The organism is Pseudomonas sp. RW407, assembly GCF_003176655.1.
Classification (GTDB): domain Bacteria; phylum Pseudomonadota; class Gammaproteobacteria; order Pseudomonadales; family Pseudomonadaceae; genus Pseudomonas; species Pseudomonas delhiensis.
On sequence record NZ_QGSL01000088.1, the window covers coordinates 239951 to 257348 of the forward strand.

At 68.5% G+C, this 17398-nt stretch carries 14 protein-coding genes and 1 pseudogene; 7 read left to right on the forward strand and 8 right to left on the reverse strand.

From position 1 onward, the window contains the following. Position 1 precedes the first annotated feature (1 nt). Positions 2-2761 carry a DNA gyrase subunit A gene (gene gyrA / locus DK254_RS07680; RefSeq protein ID WP_109933300.1) on the reverse strand — a complete coding sequence of 920 codons (2760 nt, stop codon included), beginning with the start codon at positions 2759-2761 and terminating at the stop codon, positions 2-4. A 212-nt stretch (positions 2762-2973) separates the two neighbouring features. Continuing rightward, a complete protein-coding gene (gene mtnA, locus DK254_RS07685; protein ID WP_109933301.1) occupies positions 2974-4050 on the reverse strand; it encodes an S-methyl-5-thioribose-1-phosphate isomerase in 1077 nt (358 codons plus the stop codon). Positions 4051-4207: 157 nt separating this feature from the next. On the opposite strand from mtnA, the gene DK254_RS07690 reads away from it, so the two are divergent. The 5 genes from DK254_RS07690 (at position 4208) to DK254_RS07710 (ending at position 9053) form a co-directional block, all read left to right on the forward strand. After that, on the forward strand, positions 4208-5533 hold the full coding sequence (locus DK254_RS07690) for a TRZ/ATZ family hydrolase (RefSeq protein WP_109933302.1): 1326 nt from the start codon (positions 4208-4210) through the stop codon (positions 5531-5533). Between the two features lie 116 nt (positions 5534-5649). Further along, positions 5650-6348: a bifunctional 2-polyprenyl-6-hydroxyphenol methylase/3-demethylubiquinol 3-O-methyltransferase UbiG gene (gene ubiG / locus DK254_RS07695; protein WP_109933303.1), complete on the forward strand. Its 699-nt coding sequence runs from the start codon at positions 5650-5652 to the stop codon at positions 6346-6348. Continuing rightward, positions 6345-7025 (forward strand): N-acetylmuramic acid 6-phosphate phosphatase MupP, encoded by a 681-nt coding sequence (gene mupP, locus DK254_RS07700; protein ID WP_109933304.1) that lies wholly within the window; start codon positions 6345-6347, stop codon positions 7023-7025. Before ubiG ends, mupP begins: the two co-directional genes overlap by 4 nt. Positions 7026-7133: 108 nt before the next feature. Continuing rightward, on the forward strand, positions 7134-7877 hold the full coding sequence (locus DK254_RS07705; protein ID WP_074976243.1) for a YciK family oxidoreductase: 744 nt from the start codon (positions 7134-7136) through the stop codon (positions 7875-7877). 246 nt (positions 7878-8123) lie between these two features. Then, entirely contained in the window at positions 8124-9053 is a 930-nt protein-coding gene (locus tag DK254_RS07710; RefSeq protein WP_109933305.1) for a GGDEF domain-containing protein, read from the forward strand. A gap of 342 nt (positions 9054-9395) precedes the next feature. Here DK254_RS07710 and rluB read toward each other — a convergent pair. Next, a pseudogene (rluB, locus tag DK254_RS07715) lies at positions 9396-10583 on the reverse strand (23S rRNA pseudouridine(2605) synthase RluB); the annotation flags it as partial. Between the two features lie 138 nt (positions 10584-10721). Here rluB and DK254_RS07720 point away from each other — a divergent pair. Next, on the forward strand, positions 10722-11192 hold the full coding sequence (locus DK254_RS07720; RefSeq protein ID WP_109933307.1) for an NUDIX hydrolase: 471 nt from the start codon (positions 10722-10724) through the stop codon (positions 11190-11192). A 280-nt stretch (positions 11193-11472) separates the two neighbouring features. Here the strand turns inward: DK254_RS07720 and DK254_RS07725 are convergent, their stop codons facing one another. From DK254_RS07725 to zwf, 3 genes are read right to left on the reverse strand one after another with little or no spacing between them, the layout of a single operon-like run. After that, positions 11473-12123: a bifunctional 4-hydroxy-2-oxoglutarate aldolase/2-dehydro-3-deoxy-phosphogluconate aldolase gene (locus DK254_RS07725; protein ID WP_109933308.1), complete on the reverse strand. Its 651-nt coding sequence runs from the start codon at positions 12121-12123 to the stop codon at positions 11473-11475. A 19-nt stretch (positions 12124-12142) separates the two neighbouring features. Further along, positions 12143-12859: a 6-phosphogluconolactonase gene (gene pgl / locus DK254_RS07730; protein ID WP_109933309.1), complete on the reverse strand. Its 717-nt coding sequence runs from the start codon at positions 12857-12859 to the stop codon at positions 12143-12145. Beyond that, a complete protein-coding gene (zwf, locus tag DK254_RS07735; RefSeq protein WP_109933310.1) occupies positions 12846-14315 on the reverse strand; it encodes a glucose-6-phosphate dehydrogenase in 1470 nt (489 codons plus the stop codon). Before zwf ends, pgl begins: the two co-directional genes overlap by 14 nt. Positions 14316-14515: 200 nt before the next feature. On the opposite strand from zwf, the gene DK254_RS07740 reads away from it, so the two are divergent. Next, a complete protein-coding gene (locus DK254_RS07740) occupies positions 14516-15373 on the forward strand; it encodes a MurR/RpiR family transcriptional regulator (protein WP_089393826.1) in 858 nt (285 codons plus the stop codon). A gap of 354 nt (positions 15374-15727) precedes the next feature. On the opposite strand, the gene DK254_RS07745 is transcribed toward DK254_RS07740, so the two are convergent. Together DK254_RS07745 and DK254_RS07750 are read right to left on the reverse strand one after the other, a co-directional pair. Further along, entirely contained in the window at positions 15728-16573 is an 846-nt protein-coding gene (locus tag DK254_RS07745; protein ID WP_109933311.1) for a D-hexose-6-phosphate mutarotase, read from the reverse strand. Between the two features lie 389 nt (positions 16574-16962). After that, positions 16963-17398, reverse strand: a 436-nt coding sequence (locus DK254_RS07750; protein WP_177412034.1) for a carbohydrate porin, incomplete at its 5' end; no start/stop codon positions are given.

Consider the following 17398-nt stretch of genomic DNA (forward strand, 5'->3'; position numbering starts at 1 on the left):
GTCAGTCTTCGCTGGCCTGCGGCGCTTCCTCGGCCGCGGCTTCGTCTGCTTCCGGGTTCTCGTCGAACTGCTCGTCGTCCACGACTTCGCCCTCGACGACGGTCGGCTCCTGCACCCGCTCCAGGCCCACCAGCGTCTCGTCGGCGGCCAGCTTGATGAGGATCACGCCCTGGGTATTCCGGCCCGCGCCACGGACTTCGTCGACGCGGGTACGGACCAGGGTGCCCTGGTCGGAAATCAGCATGATCTCCTCGCCGTCCAGCACCTGGACGGCGCCCACCAGCTTGCCGTTGCGCTCGTTGATGACCATGGCGATCACGCCCTGGCCGCCACGGCCGCGGCGCGGGTAGTCGGCCAGCGGAGTCCGCTTGCCGTAACCGCGCTCGGAAGCGGTGAGGATCTGCGCCTCGCGGCATTCCGGGATCAGCATGGAGATGATGCGCTGCTCTTCGGCCAGGCGCATGCCGCGCACGCCACGGGCGTTGCGGCCCATGATGCGCACCTTGCTTTCCTTGAAGCGGATCACCTTGCCGGCGTCGGAGAACATCATCACGTCCTTCGAACCGTCGGTGATGGCGGCGGCGATCAGCGAGTCGCCCTCCTCCAGCTTCAGCGCGATCAGGCCGTTGGAGCGCGGCTTGGTGAACTGGATCAGCGGGGTCTTCTTCACGGTGCCTTTCATGGTGGCCATGAAGATGTACGCGCCGGTCGGCTCGTCCTGGCTGAAGTCGGCATCGTCGCCCTCTTCGGCCTCTTCGGCTTCCACCACCTCGGCAATCTGCTCGGCGACCACGTCGTCGTCATCGCCCTCGTCGCCGGCGAACTGGGCGCGCACGGCTTCCAGGTCGATCTGCAGCATGGCGGTGATGCGCTCGCCCTCGTCCAGCGGCAGCAGGTTGACCAGCGGACGGCCGCGCGCGGTACGCGAGGCTTCAGGAATCTCGAAGGTGCGCAGCCAGTAGACCTTGCCCTTGCTGGAGAAAAGCAGCAGGGTGGCGTGGCTGTTGGCCACCAGCAGGTGTTCGATGTAATCCTCGTCCTTCACCCCGCTCGCCGACTTGCCCTTGCCGCCACGGCGCTGGGCCTCGTAGGCGGCCAGCGGCTGCGACTTGGCGTAGCCGCCGTGGGAGATGGTCACCACGCGCTCTTCCTCGGTGATGAGGTCGGCGATGGTCAGGTCCACCTGGGACGCGACTATCTCGGTGCGGCGGGCGTCGCCGAACTCGGCCTTGACCTTCTCCAGCTCCTCGCGGATGACTTCCATCAGGCGCTGCGGGTTGGTCAGGATGCGGATCAGCTCGCCGATCAGGGCGAGGATTTCCTGATATTCGGACAGGAGCTTCTCGTGCTCCAGGCCGGTCAGGCGGTGCAGGCGCAGTTCCAGGATGGCCTGGGCCTGTTCCGGCGACAGGAAGTACTTGCCGTCGCGCAGGCCGTATTGCGGGTCGAGGTCTTCCGGGCGGCAGGCGTCGGCGCCGGCGCGCTCGACCATGACTTCCACGGCGCTGGATTCCCAGGGCGTGGCGATCAGGCGTTCCTTGGCCTCGGCCGGGGTCGGCGAGTTCTTGATCAGCTCGATCACCGGGTCGATGTTCGACAGGGCGACCGCCTGGCCTTCGAGGATGTGCCCGCGCTCGCGGGCCTTGCGCAGCTCGTACACGGTCCGCCGGGTCACCACTTCGCGGCGGTGGCGGACGAACACTTCGAGCATGTCCTTGAGGTTCAGCGTGCGCGGCTGGCCGTCGACCAGGGCCACCACGTTGATGCCGAACACGCTCTGCAGCTGGGTCTGGGCGTAGAGGTTGTTCAGCACCACCTCGCCGACTTCGCCGCGGCGCAGCTCGATGACCACGCGCATGCCGTCCTTGTCGGACTCGTCGCGCAGCTCGGTGATGCCTTCGATCTTCTTCTCTTTCACCAGCTCGGCGATCTTCTCGATCAGCCGCGCCTTGTTCAGTTGGTAGGGCAGCTCGGTGATGATGATCTGCTGGCGGTTGCCGCCCTTCTCCATGTCCTCGATGTCGGCGCGGGCACGGATGTAGATGCGCCCGCGGCCGGTACGGTAGGCCTCGATGATGCCGGCGCGACCGTTGATGATGCCGGCGGTCGGGAAGTCCGGACCGGGGATGTACTGCATCAGCTCGTCGACGGTCAGCTCGGGGTTGTCCATCAGCGCCAGGCAGCCGTCGATCACCTCGCCGAGGTTGTGCGGCGGGATGTTGGTCGCCATGCCCACGGCGATGCCGCTGGAACCGTTGACCAGCAGGTTGGGGATCTTGGTCGGCATGACCGCCGGGATCTGCTCGGTGCCGTCGTAGTTGGGCACCCAGTCGACGGTTTCCTTGTCCAGGTCGGCCAGCAGCTCGTGGGCCAGCTTGGCCATGCGCACTTCGGTGTATCGCATGGCCGCGGCGTTGTCGCCGTCCACCGAACCGAAGTTGCCCTGGCCGTCCACCAGCATGTAGCGCAGCGAGAACGGCTGCGCCATGCGCACGATGGTGTCGTACACCGCGGTGTCGCCGTGCGGGTGGTATTTACCGATCACGTCGCCGACCACACGGGCGGATTTCTTGTAGGGCTTGTTCCAGTCGTTGCCCAGTTCGCTCATGGCGTACAGGACGCGGCGGTGCACGGGCTTGAGGCCATCGCGTGCATCGGGCAGGGCACGACCGACGATCACGCTCATGGCGTAATCGAGGTAGGACTGTCGGAGTTCGTCTTCGATGTTGACCGGGAGGATTTCTTTGGCCAGTTCGCCCATGAGAAGCCTGGTTCCTTTTGCAGATGGAACTCCGCCTCGCCCATCCCGAGCCCGGCGGAGTGCGACGGCGCCATCAGAACGCCATCGACTCACAACAAATCAACGACTTAGGTCAATGATCCGCGCAATCGACGGGGCCCCAAAAAGGCCCCACTGAGAACCGTCGGAGCTTACCACAAGCCAGGGGGAACACCTATCCCCGCCCGGCGCCCTCAATGCAGGCGCTTGCGGCTCATCAACTGGGCCATGCGCTCGGCATCGGGGCGCTCGACGACGCCGCGCTCGGTCACGATGGCATCGATCAGGTCCGCCGGGGTCACGTCGAACACCGGATTGTAGGCATCCACCTCGGCCGCCACCCGCTTGCCGCCGATTTCCAGGAGTTCACGGCCGTCGCGCTCCTCGATCGGGATGTCCTCGCCGCTCTCCAGGTTCATGTCGATGGTCGAGCTGGGCGCCACCACCATGAAGCGCACGCCGTGGTGCATGGCGTTGACCGCCAGCTGGTAGGTGCCGATCTTGTTCGCCACGTCGCCGTTGGCGGTGATGCGGTCGGCGCCGACGATGACCCAGGTGATGCTCTCGGTCTTCATCAGGTGCGCCGCCGCGGCATCGACGTTGAGCGTCACCGGCACGCCCTCGTTGGCCAGCTCCCAGGCGGTCAGGCGCGCGCCCTGCAGCCAGGGGCGCGTCTCGTCGGCGTAGATGCGCTCGACCAGGCCCTCCAGGTGCGCCGCGCGGATCACCCCCAGGGCGGTGCCGAAGCCACCAGTGGCCAGGGCGCCGGTGTTGCAGTGGGTGAGGATCTTCTGCGGGCCGGCGTGCTGCTTGCGGATCAGCTCGACGCCGAGCTGGGCCATGGTCAGGTTGGCCTCGCGGTCGCTCTCGTGGATGGCGATGGCCTCGGCCTCCAGCACCTGCAGCGGGTCGTCGCCCGGCTTCAGGCGGTCGAGGCGCTCGCGCATGCGGTTCAGCGCCCAGAACAGGTTGACCGCGGTGGGCCGCGACTCGGCCAGCACGCGGAAGTCGTCCTCCAGGGCCTCGCGCCAGGCACCGCCGTTGTTCAGGCGGGCCTGCAGGCCCAGTACCAGGCCATAGGCCGCGGCGATGCCGATGGCCGGGGCGCCGCGCACCACCATCTGGCGGATGGCCTCGGCGACGCCGGCGGCGCTGTCGTAGCTCAGCCAGGTTTCCTCCAGCGGCAGCAGGCGCTGGTCGAGCAGACGGAGGGTGCCCTTGCGCCAATCAATGGCCGTGACCCGCTCGGCCGCCAACAGTCGCTCACGCATGGAACACCTCTTTCTTCTATCAGGTCCGGGCGCGCCGGGCGGCACGCCGATATCGAGCCCGGCCAGGGCCGGGAAAACCCGCGAGTATAACGAGCCGCAGGCCAAGGCGCTCGGGTATACTGCCGAACACCCGTTCCCGCGCCGCAGGAAGCGCCCCATGCCCGACGCCAAAGCCCCTCTCGACCTGCTTCTGCTGCCGACCTGGATCGTCCCGGTGGAACCCGCCGGCGTGGTCCTGCGCGACCATGCGCTGGGCGTCCGCGACGGCCGCATCGCCCTGCTCGCCCCGCGCGCCGAGGCCCTGCGCCATCCGGCGGCGGAAACCCGCGAGCTGCCGGGCATGCTGCTCGCCCCGGGCCTGGTCAACGCCCACGGCCACGCTGCCATGAGCCTGTTCCGCGGCCTGGCCGACGACCTGCCGCTGATGACCTGGCTGCAGGAGCACATCTGGCCGGCCGAGGCGAAATGGGTGGACGAGGACTTCGTGCGCACCGGCAGCGAGCTGGCCATCGCCGAGCAGATCAGGGGCGGCATCAGCTGCTTCTCGGACATGTACTTCCACCCGCGGGTGACCTGCGAGGCGGTCCACGACAGCGGCATCCGCGCCCAGGTGTGCGTGCCGGTGCTGGACTTCCCCATGCCCGGCGCCCGCGACGCCGAGGAGGCGATCCGCCAGGGCGTGGCCCTGCACGACGACCTCAAGCACCACCCGCGCATCCGCGTGGCCTTCGGCCCGCACGCGCCCTACACGGTCGGCGACGACAAGCTGGAGAACGTGCTGATGCTGGCCGAGGAACTCGACGCCGGCATCCAGATGCACGTCCACGAGACCGCCTTCGAGGTCCAGCAGGCCCTGGAGAAGCACGCCGAGCGCCCGTTGGCCCGGCTGCACCGCCTGGGCCTGCTGGGGCCGCGCTTCCAGGCCGTGCACATGACCCAGGTGAGCGACGAGGACCTGGAGCTGCTGGTGGAGACCAACAGCTCGGTTATCCACTGCCCCGAGTCCAACCTCAAGCTGGCCAGCGGCTTCTGCCCGGTGGAACGCCTCTGGCAGGCCGGGGTCAACGTGGCCATCGGCACCGACGGCGCGGCCAGCAACAACGACCTCGACCTGCTCGGCGAAACCCGCACCGCCGCCCTGCTGGCCAAGGCCGTGGCCGGCCAGGCCACCGCCCTGGACGCTCACCGCGCGCTGCGCATGGCCACCCTGAACGGCGCCCGCGCCCTGGGCCTGGAGCAGGAGATCGGCTCGCTGGAGCTGGGCAAGTCCGCCGACCTGGTGGCCTTCGACCTCTCCGGACTGGCCCAGCAGCCGGTCTACGAGCCGGTTTCGCAACTGATCTACGCCAGCGGCCGCGACTGCGTGCGCCACCTCTGGGTCAGCGGCAAGCAGCTGCTGGACGCCGGCCGCCTGACGCGCCTGGACGAGGGCCGCCTGGCCGCCGAGGTCGGCGCCTGGGGCCGGCGCATCGCCGGCGCCTGAACACCGCCGGGCGCGGCTGCGACAATCTGTCATGCCGCGCCCATCCGCCGCGCGAAGCTGGCATCATAGTCGGCCTGCGCGCCACGATTTCCCATGATTTGCAACGAAGGTACGCCATGAGCAACGTCGACCACGCCGAGATCGCCAAATTCGAGGCACTGGCCCATCGCTGGTGGGACCGCGAGAGCGAGTTCAAGCCGCTGCACGACATCAACCCGCTGCGCATCAACTGGATCGACGAGCGCGCCAGCCTGGCCGGCAAGAAGGTGCTGGACGTCGGCTGCGGCGGCGGCATCCTCAGCGAGGCCATGGCCCAGCGCGGCGCCACCGTGATGGGCATCGACATGGGCGAGGCGCCGCTGGCGGTGGCCCAGCTGCACCAGCTGGAATCCGGCGTGCCGGTGGAATACCGGCGCACCACCGCCGAGCAGCTGGCCGAGGAGATGCCCGGGCAGTTCGACGTGGTCACCTGCCTGGAGATGCTCGAGCACGTGCCCGACCCGGCTTCGGTGATCCGCGCCTGCCACAGGATGGTCAAGCCCGGCGGCCAGGTGTTCTTCTCCACCATCAACCGCAACCCCAAGGCCTACCTGTTCGCCATCGTCGGCGCCGAGTACGTCATGCGCCTGCTGCCGCGCGGCACCCACGACTTCAAGAAGTTCATCCGCCCCTCCGAGCTGGGCGCCTGGTCGCGCGATGCGGGTCTGGCGGTCAAGGACATCGTCGGCCTGACCTACAACCCGCTGACCAAGCACTACAAGCTGGCCGACGACGTCGACGTCAACTACATGATCCAGACCCTGCGCGAGGAATGACGCCGATGCAGCTCAGAGCGGTTCTCTTCGACATGGACGGCACCCTGCTGGACACCGCGCCGGACTTCATCGCCGTGTGCCAGGCCATGCTCGCCGCCCACGGCCGCGCCCCGATCGACGAGCAGCGCATCGCCGACGTGGTCTCCGGCGGCGCCCGGGCCATGGTCGCCGCGACCTTCGACATGGACCCCGAGGCCCCCGGCTTCGAGACGCTGCGCCAGGAATTCCTCGACCGCTACCAGGACCACTGCGCGGTCTACAGCCGCCTGTACGACGGCATGCCGGAGCTGCTGGAGAGCATCGAGCGGGCCAACCTGATCTGGGGCGTGGTGACCAACAAGCCGGTGCGCTTCGCCGAACCGATCATGCAGCAGCTGGGCCTGGCCGAGCGCTCGGCGGTGCTGGTCTGCCCGGACCACGTGACCAACAGCAAGCCCGACCCGGAGCCGTTGCTGCTGGCCTGCAGCCAGCTGGGCATCGACCCGGCCCAGGTGCTGTTCATCGGCGACGACCTGCGCGACATCGAATCCGGCCGCGCTGCCGGTACCAAGACCGCGGCGGTGCGCTACGGCTACATCCACCCCGAGGACAACCCCGCGCACTGGGGCGCCGACGTCATCGTCGACCACCCCCGCGACCTGCTGGCGGTGCTCGACCGCGCGCTCTGTTCCTGCTGAACGGCGGCAGGCGGCAGGCGGCAGGCGGCAGGCCACGATGATGTCACGCACTTATCTTTAGGCCTGCAGCCTATAGCCTGAAGCCTGCAGCCCTCCGAAGGAGAAAGCATGTTCCAATATTCCGCCCGCCCCGACCTGCTCAAGGACCGGGTGATCCTGGTCACCGGCGCCGGCCGCGGCATCGGCGCCGCCGCCGCGCGGGCCTACGCCGCCCACGGCGCCACCGTGCTGCTGCTGGGCAAGAGCGAGGAAAACCTCAACCAGACCTACGACCAGATCGAGGCCGCCGGCCACCCGCAGCCGGTGGTCATCCCCTTCAACCTGGAAACCGCCCAGCCGCACCAGTACGACGAGCTGGCGGCGACCATCGAGAAGGAATGCGGCAAGCTCGACGGCCTGCTGCACAACGCCTCCATCCTCGGCCTGCGCTCGCCCATCGAGCAGATCTCCGGGGAAAACTTCATGCGCGTCATGCAGGTCAACGTCAACGCGGTGTTCATGTTGACCCACGCCATGCTGCCGTTGCTCAAGCTGGCCAGCGACGCCTCGGTGATCTTCACCTCCAGCGGCGTCGGGCGTAAGGGCCGCGCCTACTGGGGCGCCTACGCGGTGTCCAAGTTCGCCACCGAGGGCCTGATGCAGGTGATGGCCGACGAGTGCGACGGCACCAACGCCGTCCGCGCCAACAGCGTCAACCCCGGCGCCACCCGCACCAGCATGCGCGCCATGGCCTACCCGGGCGAGAACCCGGCGAACAACCCGGCGCCCGACGAGATCATGCCGGTCTACCTGTACCTGATGGGCCCGGACAGCATCGGCGTCAACGGCCAGGCCTTCGACGCCCAGGCCTGACCGGCACGGGGCGGCGCAACGGCCGCCCCGCCGGTTTTCCGGCTCCACCCGGGGGAAGGACCAGCGACCACCCCGGCAAAGTCGCCATCATTTTGACATCCCTCTCCACGACATCCCCCCGCCCGCGGAACCAAAGCCCGCGCCAGACGGTCCCTTGAGCCGTCAGAACAGAACTTTCCGCGGGTTGGCACGAAAATAGCTCAGCCCTCACTGTCGCCGTTTTTGCGCCAGAGGTCGCCACGCGTCATGGCCCCGCCCAAGCAGTCCAACACCATCGATTTCGACACCGCCAAGCTCCAGCGCCTGGGCCTTGGCGAGAACAGCCGCCCGCGCGGCCGGCGCCCGGCCAGCCTGGCGGATGTGCGCCGGCAACTCGCCGTGCAGCTGCAGACCAGCCTTGAGACCGAACGCGTCCTGGGCCTGTTCTTCCAGGAGATCCAGGCGCTGCTGCCGCTGGATTACCTGAGCTACCAGAACGGCAGCGCCGACCTGCGCCTGGAGTTCGGCGAAGTGGCCAGCCACGGCGCCACCTACCACCTCAACCATGCCGGGGAATACCTGGGCGAGCTGGCCTTCCGCCGCCGCCACCCCTTCGACGAGGCCGAGCTGGGCCAGCTGGAAAGCCTGATCGCCAGCCTGCTCTACCCGCTGCGCAACGCCCTGCTCTACCGCGCGGCCATCCAGGCAGCCCTGCGCGACGCGCTGACCGGCACCGGCAACCGCATCGCCATGGACCAGGCCCTGGGCCGCGAGGTCGAGCTGGCGCGGCGCAGCCTGCAGCCGCTGTCGGTGCTGATGCTCGACCTGGACCACTTCAAGCGCATCAACGACCAGCACGGCCACAGCCACGGCGACGAGGCCCTGCGCTGCGTGGCCCGGGCCATCAAGGCCAGCCTGCGCAACGTCGACATGGTCTTCCGCTTCGGCGGCGAGGAGTTCCTCGTGCTGCTGTCCAACACCCCGGGCAGCAGCGCCGCCCAGGTCGGCGAGAGGCTGCGGCAGGCCATCCAGGAGCTGGACTTTGCCGTCGACGGCCAGCACGTGCCGCTGTCCATCAGCCTCGGCTGCGCCACCCTGATCGCCGGCGAGCGCGTCGACGACCTGCTGCACCGGGCCGACGCCGCGCTCTACGCGGCCAAGCGCAACGGCCGCAACCGCCTGGCCTGCGCCGGCTGAGCGGACATTTGCGCAGGCGAAGAAAAGGGCTCCGAGGAGCCCTTTTTTCATGCCTGGCGCTTAGCGCTTGAAGCCCGGGCGCATGCCGTCGCCGGCCGGCTGCGGGCGGCGCTTGTTCAGCGGCTTGCGCACCACCGGCTTGGACGGGCGCTCGTCACGCTCGGCGCTCGGCTTGGCCGGACGCGAACGCGGTGCCTCGCCGGCCGGCGCCTTGCCACGGCCTTCCGGTCGCGGCGCGCGGGCCGGACGGTCGGAGTCCTGACGCGGACCACGGGCCGGACGATCGGAGTCCTTGCGCGGACCGCGGGCGGGACGATCGGAGTCCTGGCGCGGACCACGGGCCGGGCGGTCGGAATCCTGGCGCGGGCCACGGGCTGGACGCTCGGAGTCCTGGCGCGGGCCACGGGCCGGGCGGTCGGAATCCTGGCGCGGGCCACGGGCTGGACGCTCGGAGTCCTGGCGCGGACCACGGGCCGGGCGCTCGGAGTCCTGGCGCGGACCACGGGCCGGGCGGTCGGAGTCCTGGCGCGGACCGCGGGCCGGACGATCGGTATCCTGGCGCGGACCACGGGCCGGGCGGTCGGCCGCCGGACGCTGGCCACGGGCCGGACGCTCGCCCTCGAAGGACGCCTTGCGTTGGCGGTTGCCACGACCGGCATCCGGGCGCTCGCTGCGCGCCAGCGGTTTGGCCAGCTTGCGCTGCTGGCGTTCGAGCTTGTCCTTGGCCTTGGTGGTCATCTCCGGCAGTTTCACCGGCTTCAGGCCGACTTCCTCGCTGAGGATGTCCAGTTCGCGCTGGTCCATCTCGCGGTAGCGGCCCATGGTCAGTTCGGAGGTGAGGAACACCGGGCCGAAGCGCACGCGCTTCAGGCGGCTCACCACCACGCCCTGGGATTCCCACAGGCGGCGTACCTCGCGGTTGCGGCCTTCCATCACCACCACGTGGTACCAGTGGTTGAAGCCTTCGCCGCCCGGCGCCTGCTGGATGTCGCTGAACTTGGCCGGGCCGTCTTCCAGCATCACGCCGGCTTTCAGGCGCTCGATCATGTCCTCGTCGACCTCGCCACGCACGCGCACGGCGTACTCGCGGTCCATCTCGTAGGACGGGTGCATCAGGCGGTTGGCCAGTTCGCCGTCGGTGGTGAACAGCAGCAGGCCGGTGGTGTTGATGTCCAGGCGGCCGACGTTGATCCAGCGGCCGCTGCGCAGGCGCGGCAGGCGGTCGAACACGGTCGGGCGGCCTTCCGGGTCGTCGCGGGTGCAGACCTCGCCCTCGGGCTTGTTGTAGATCAGCACGCGGCGTACGTGCTCTTCGGCCTGCTCACGGCGGATCAGGTGCTCGTCGACGGCGATGGCGTCGTGGCCCTCCACACGCTGGCCGAGGCTGGCGACCACGCCGTTGACCTTGACCCGGCCTTCCTCGATCCAGGCCTCGACGTCACGGCGCGAGCCGACGCCCAGACGGGCCAGGACCTTCTGCAGCTTCTCGCCGGCGGGGGAAATTTCTGGAGTTTCGTGCGTGTCGTTCATCTGGGCACCTCCCGGTGTGTCATGCAACGAAGAAAAAGGTCGCGCATCATACGCGCTTGGGCGCGGCAAAGCACCGTCCGTGATCGGGAAAGCCTAGCCGCTTTTGGCATTCGCGCCGTTTTCAGGGGGAAAACCGGGTTGAACGACGAATCTGCCTTCACCGGCGCCAAGCTGGCGCTGTTCCACGATGGCCACCTGGTGGTCTACCTCCGCGACGAAAAGCCCGGCATCCCCTTCCCCGGCTGCTGGGACTTTCCCGGCGGCGGCCGCGAAGGCGCGGAAACGCCAGCCGAATGCGCGCTGCGCGAGCTGGAGGAGGAATTCTCCATCCGCCTGGGCCAGGAGCGTATCGAATGGCAGCGCCGCTACCGCGCCACCCACGGCCCGGCGCCCTGGGCCTGGTTCCTGGTGGCGCGGCTGCGGGCAGCGGAGTTCACGGCGATCCGCTTCGGCGACGAGGGGCAGTACTGGCGGCTGATGGCGGTGGAGGAGTACCTGGGCCTGGACCACAACGAAGCGGTGCCCTATCTGCAGGAGCGCCTGCAGCATTACCTCGAAGACCATCCGCCGTTTTCCTTGGGCACCGGTGTTCCGGCCGACGGCGGATAACCGCGAACGGTTATGCGCCCTACCATGGTGGGCTTGGCGTAGGGCGAATAACGCTCCGCGTTATCCGCCGTTTGACCTCGGCCACATGCCACTCGCTGCCGAGCACGGAGCCGCCCTCAAAACCACACCAAGCTCAACCACGAAGTTGCCGACAAGAAAGGTGTAGCGGCGGATAACCGCGAACGGTTATTCGCCCTACGCTCGGCGGCATCCCGCAGGGCGGATACGCCTCCATAAAAAAGCCCGGCACAAGGCCGGGCACGTCCGATCGTGGGACAGCTCAGTGTGATTCGAGCAGCGCCAGGGCCTCGCGCGACAGGCGCTCGACCGTGGCCCAGTCACCGCTGGCGACGGCGGCCTTGGGCAGCATCCAGGTGCCCCCCACGCACATCACGTTGTCCAGGCGGTAGTAGTCGTTCAGGTTGTCCGGCCCTACCCCGCCGGTGGGGCAGAAGCGCACCTCCGGGAAGGGGCCGGCGAAGGCCTTGAGCGCCTCGACACCGCCGCACACCTTGGCCGGGAACAGCTTGAAGCGGCGCAGGCCGTGGCGGTAGGCGGCCATGATCTCGGAGGCGGTGGCTACGCCGGGCAGTAGCGGCACCGGGCGGCTCACCGCGTGCTGCAGCAGTTCCTCGGTACAGCCGGGGGTGACGATGAACTGCGCGCCGGCCTCTTCCGCCTGGCGGAAGGTTTGCGGGTCCAGCACGGTGCCGGCGCCCACGCACAGTTGCGGGCGCTGCGCGGCCAGGGTGCGGATGGCGGTCAGGCCCAACGGGGTGCGCAGGGTCACTTCCAGCACCGTGATGCCGCCGGCGGCCAGGGCGTCGGCCATGGGCAGGATGTCCTGCTCGCGCTCGATGGTGATCACCGGCAGGATGCGGGCGCGCTCGGCGAGGGCGTCGATGCGCTGGATGTGGGAATCAAGGCTCATGTTGCGGTAACTCCGTGCCTCAGGGGCACCAGTGGATCGACAGGGGAGCGCGGAGGAAGGCGCTCACCGGCATGCTTGCTTCGTCTTCGACGGCCAGCGCGGCCTTCAGGGTGGCCAGCTTGGCCTCGCCCTGGATCGCCAGCAGTTGCACCCGCGCGGCGGCCAGCAGCGCGCGGCTGAGGGTCAGGCGCTGGTGCGGCACGCTCGGCGCCCAGGCCGGCAGGCAATGGCGCGCGCCGGCAGGGTCGAGGGCCTCGGCCAGGCCCGGGCTGGCCGGGAACAACGAGGCGGTGTGGCCGTCGTCGCCCATGCCCAGCACCAGCACATCGATGGGCAGGGCCAGCTCGGCGACCTGGCGGTCGGCGATGGCTGCCGCCTCTTCCAGGCTCGGCGCCGAGTGGTACAGGCCGCAGAACAGTGCCCTGGCCGCCGCGCCCTTGAGCAGGTGGCGGCGCACCAGGCCGGCGTTGCTGTCTGGATGGACTTCCGGCACCCAGCGCTCGTCGGCGAGGGTCACGGTCACCTTGCCCCAGTCGAGGGCTTCGCCGCTCAGGGCTTCGAGAAAGGCCACCGGGCTGCGCCCGCCGGACACCGCCAGCAGCGCGCGGCCACGCTCGGCGATGGCCCCGCGCAGTTGCTCGGCCACGCTGGCGGCCAGGCCGCGGGCCTGCGCCATCGGACTTTCCCAGGCCGTCCAGCGCACGCCGGCCGGCAGATTCGGATCAATGGTCGCCATACCAGTCCTTCCCGTCTCTCGCGATCAGCGCCACGGCCGCCTGGGGTCCCCAGGTGCCCGCGGCATAGGGTTTGGGGGCATCGCCCAGGCGTTCCCAGCCGGCGATCAGGTGGTCGCACCACTTCCAGGCGAACTCCACCTCGTCCTTGCGCACGAACAGGTACTGGTTGCCCTGCATCACCTCCAGCAATAGCCGTTCGTAGGCGTCCGGCACGCGCGCGGCCTGGTACGCCTCGGAGAAGCTCAGCTGCAGCGGCCCGGTGCGCAGTTGCATGCCCTTGCCCAGGCCCTGGTCCTTGGTCATCACCTGCAGGGAGATGCCCTCGTCCGGCTGCAGGCGGATGATCAGGCGGTTGCTGATCAGCGAGCGCTGCTCCGGGGCGAAGATGTAGTGCGGCGGGTTCTTGAAGTGGATGACGATCTGCGACAGCTTCTGCGGCATGCGCTTGCCGGTGCGCAGGTAGAAGGGCACGCCGGACCAGCGCCAGTTGCGGATGTCCACGCGCAGGGCGACGAAGGTCTCGGCGCCGCTCATGCGGTTGGCGTGCTCCTCTTCCAGGTAGCCGGGCACCGCCTTGCCGTCGATGAAGCCGGCGGTGTACTGGCCACGCACCACGCGGCTGGCCAGTTGCTCCGGCGGGATCGGCTCCAGGGCGCGCAGCACCTTGACCTTCTCGTCGCGGATGCTGTCGGCGGAAAGGTCGCTGGGCGGGTCCATGGCGATCAGGCAGAGCAGCTGCAGCAGGTGGTTCTGCACCATGTCGCGCAGCTGGCCGGCCTGATCGAAGTAGCCCCAGCGGCCCTCGATACCGACCTTCTCGGCCACGGTGATCTCCACGTGGGAGATGTGGTTCTGGTTCCACTGCGTCTCGAACAGGCTGTTGGCGAAGCGCAGGGCGATGAGGTTCTGTACGGTTTCCTTGCCCAGGTAGTGGTCGATCCGGTAGATGCGGTTCTCCGGGAAGAATTTCGCCACCGCCTCGTTGACCGCGCGGGAGGACGCCAGGTCGTGGCCGATGGGTTTCTCCAGCACCACCCGGGTGCGTTCGGCCAGGCCGAGGGCGGCGAGGTTCTCGCAGATACCGCCGTAGACCGCCGCCGGGGTGGCGAAGTAGGCCACCAGCGGCAGGCCGGCCGGTACCGCGTCGCGCAACGCCGGGTAGGAAGCGGCGTCGAGGAAGTCCATGCTCAGGTAGCTGAGGCGCTGCTGGAAGCGCACCCACACGGCGTCGTCCCATTCGCGCGCCGGCACGGCCAGACGCAGGCGCTTCTCGAGGGTGGCCAGGTGGGCGGCGGGGTCGCCGTCCTCGCGGGCCAGGGCGAGGATGCGGGTGTCGCCGTGCAGCAGGCCTTCGCGGTCGAGCTGGTAGAGGGCGGGGATCAGCTTGCGCAGGGCGAGGTCGCCCAGCGCGCCGAACAGCGCCAGGGTGCAAGGCAGAACGCGGACATCAGGCATTTGTTGTTACCAAACAGATTTTGAGGAACATTTGCCGAATACACCGCGCCATTAAGGCAAAAATGTAGTAATTAAACAACATATTTTTCCCAAGGCACGGTCCGGTTGGTCGTCTGCCGACCTGACGTTAGGATAGCGCCGCTGGCCGCGGGCACGTCCCCGGCCGTCGATTGCCCCACAGGGGCCACCAAGGAGAACGGATGAAGAACCTGCTGGAGCAGATCCAGACGCGCCTGGAAGACTTGAACAAGGCCGAACGCAAGGTCGCCGAGGTGATCCTGCAGAACCCGCAGCAGGCCACCCGCTTCAGCATCGCCGCGCTGGCCCAGGCCGCGAGCGTCAGCGAACCGACGGTGAACCGCTTCTGCCGCTCCTTCGGCATGAGCGGCTACCCGGAGCTGAAGATCCAGCTGGCGCAGAGCCTGGCCAGCGGCGCGGCCTTCGTCACCCAGGCGGTGGCCGCGGACGACGGCCCCGAGGCGTACACGCGGAAGATCTTCGGCAGCACCATCGCCTCGCTGGACGCCGCCTACAAGCTGATCGACGCACGCGCCGTGGACCGCGCCGTGGACCTGCTGATCCAGGCCCGGCAGATCCACTTCTTCGGCCTCGGCGCCTCCAGCTCGGTGGCGCTGGATGCGCAGCACAAGTTCTTCCGCTTCAACCTGGCGGTGTCGGCGCAGAGCGACGTGCTGATGCAGCGGATGATCGCCTCGGTGGCGCACACCGGCGACCTGTTCGTGGTGATCTCCTACACCGGCCGCACCCGCGAGCTGGTGGACGTGGCGCGCCTGGCGCGGGACAACGGCGCCTCGGTGCTCGGCCTGACCGCGGCCGACTCGCCGCTGGCCAAGGTCTGCACCCTCACCCTGGACATCCCGCTGCCGGAAGACACCGACATCTACATGCCGATGACCTCGCGGATCATCCAGCTGACGGTGCTCGACGTGCTGGCCACCGGCGTGACCCTGCGCCGCGGCGTGGACTTCCAGCCGCACCTGCGCAAGATCAAGGAGAGCCTGGTGCCGACGCGGTACCAGCTGGACGAGGAAGACTGACGCCCCGCCACAGTGATTTCGTAGGAACGGATTCATCCGCGATTTCGGCGCAGGGATCGACCGATCGCGGACGGAGTCCTACCCTGCCGGGGGCACTGCTTCTCGTAGGAGCGAGCTTGCTCGCGAACAGGCTCCGCTGCGGGGCTTATTCGCGAGCAAGCTCACTCCTACGAAGAGCACATCGGCGCAGCCGGCAAGACAGTTGCTCCTACGATCGAGCCTCCTTGGAGCTGTAGGAGCGGGCCCTGCCCGCGATTCGCGCGCAGGGCGCGCTCCTACATCGAAATGGTGCGGATGATGTGGCGTAGGAGCGGACTCCGTCCGCGATTGCTCGAACCCGTGCAGCGGAAATCGTCAGACCAACCCGGCCTTCAGCCGCAGGCGCATGCGCTCGCCCTGGGCCAGGATCAGCCCGCCGGGGCGGTAGCCGGCGGCGCCGATGCACAGGAAGCGGTCGGCCTCGCCCGGCTCCACCTGCTCCACCGCGCGGCTGCCGGGGTGCCAGATGACGCTGCCGGCGGCGGCGTTCTTGTCGATGCGCAGGCGGCGCTGCCAGCCAGCGTCCTCCAGCACCAGCGAACCGGTGTTGTACAGCACCTGCTTGACCGCGCCCCGCGGCGTCCAGGTATTGGGCAGCGGCGGCGCCGGGCGCTGGGCACCCTCCAGTTCCATGCCGTGGACCACGCTACGGCGCAGCGAGCCGATGCGCCAGTAGGGCTGCAGGGCGAAGCTGAACAGGCAGTCGCCGTCGTCCTCGTGGTAGCTGGACAGCTCCATCTCCAGTTCGCGGCCCAGGCGCGCGTCCAGGCGCACGTGCCAGTCCTCGATGTCCAGTTGCCAGCTCACCTGCACCAGGCTCTCGTCGGCATGGGCGTCGAGCAGGCGCCATTCGCGCTGGCGGGCCCAGCCGTGGGGCGGCCAGTCGGGCTCGCTGGGGTGGCTGCCGAACCACGGCCAGCACACCGGGATGCCGCCGCGGATGGGCGCCGTGCTCAGGGCCGGCCACTGGCTGGCGCACCACAGCATGGAGCGCTCGCCCTGGGGGCGGAAGTGCAGCAGTTGCGCGCCCTGGCGGCTGAAGACCGCCTGGCACAGGGGGTGATCGATCAGCAGCAGGTCGCGGCGCTGGAAGCGCACCCAGTCGAAGGGGCGCTTGGCACGCATGGAATGGAAGAAGCGCTGCAGCGGATGCTCGAGCATTGTCCGGAGGTCCTGAATCAATCCCTTCCCGGACACTCCCGGGGCATGACATCTATGTAGTTTTACTACACGTCGGTGAAAAAAGCGCAGATTCTACCTGAAAAGCATAGAACCCCAGTCACATGTGCGGATTTTTTCGTCCCGGGGCGCAATAGCCCCTGTAGAGGCAATGAGGGCGCCAGCCACGTAGGGCGCATAACGCCCCAAGCGTTATCCGGCGTTTAGCCTCGGTGCCCGGTGGCTCCGAGGTTGACCTGGGCGTTGGCTGTGACGCCGGCGTATCGGCGGATAACCGCGAACGGTTATCCACCCTACGAACAAAAAGCCCGCCCCGATGATGGCGGGCGGGCCAAGTACAGCAGCACCTCAGGAGCGGGTCGATGCGCGCGTCAGAAGCTGGACTGGATCTTCAGCCCGGCGACCAGGGCGTTGTCCACCTCGTAGACGCCGCCGGGATGCTTGATGTACTGCAGGTTCGGCCGCACGGTCAGCCAGTTGGTGACGTGCACGCCGTAGTACAGCTCGGCGTCGTACTCGCTGTGCTGCACCGGCTGGAACAGCGGGTTGTCGTAGTCGTCGATGCCGGAGACCGTATTGACCTGCTTCTGGTGTTTGGTCACATCGTCGTTGATGTGGATGCGCGCCACCGCCAGGCCGATGTCGTCCTTGGGCCGGGCGTCGAACAGGCCTTTGTAGACGGCGCCGACCTGCTGGTAGTTGTCCACCGTGTTGGTCGCCTGGTCATGCACGGTGAAGTTGGCGAACAGGCTCAGGCCGCGCGAGGCGTCGCCGTCGTGGGCGGTCACCTGCTGCTGCGCCACCACC

Coding starts and splice junctions, on each gene's coding strand:
- DK254_RS07745 (WP_109933311.1), bottom strand. CDS start 16,573: ATGCTCGAGCATCCGCTGCAGCGCTTCTTCCATTCCATGCGTGCCAAG.
- pgl (WP_109933309.1), bottom strand. CDS start 12,859: ATGGCGACCATTGATCCGAATCTGCCGGCCGGCGTGCGCTGGACGGCC.
- zwf (WP_109933310.1), bottom strand. CDS start 14,315: ATGCCTGATGTCCGCGTTCTGCCTTGCACCCTGGCGCTGTTCGGCGCG.
- mtnA (WP_109933301.1), bottom strand. CDS start 4,050: ATGCGTGAGCGACTGTTGGCGGCCGAGCGGGTCACGGCCATTGATTGG.
- gyrA (WP_109933300.1), bottom strand. CDS start 2,761: ATGGGCGAACTGGCCAAAGAAATCCTCCCGGTCAACATCGAAGACGAA.
- mupP (WP_109933304.1), top strand. CDS start 6,345: ATGACGCCGATGCAGCTCAGAGCGGTTCTCTTCGACATGGACGGCACC.
- DK254_RS07740 (WP_089393826.1), top strand. CDS start 14,516: ATGAAGAACCTGCTGGAGCAGATCCAGACGCGCCTGGAAGACTTGAAC.
- DK254_RS07710 (WP_109933305.1), top strand. CDS start 8,124: ATGGCCCCGCCCAAGCAGTCCAACACCATCGATTTCGACACCGCCAAG.
- ubiG (WP_109933303.1), top strand. CDS start 5,650: ATGAGCAACGTCGACCACGCCGAGATCGCCAAATTCGAGGCACTGGCC.
- DK254_RS07725 (WP_109933308.1), bottom strand. CDS start 12,123: ATGAGCCTTGATTCCCACATCCAGCGCATCGACGCCCTCGCCGAGCGC.
- DK254_RS07705 (WP_074976243.1), top strand. CDS start 7,134: ATGTTCCAATATTCCGCCCGCCCCGACCTGCTCAAGGACCGGGTGATC.
- DK254_RS07690 (WP_109933302.1), top strand. CDS start 4,208: ATGCCCGACGCCAAAGCCCCTCTCGACCTGCTTCTGCTGCCGACCTGG.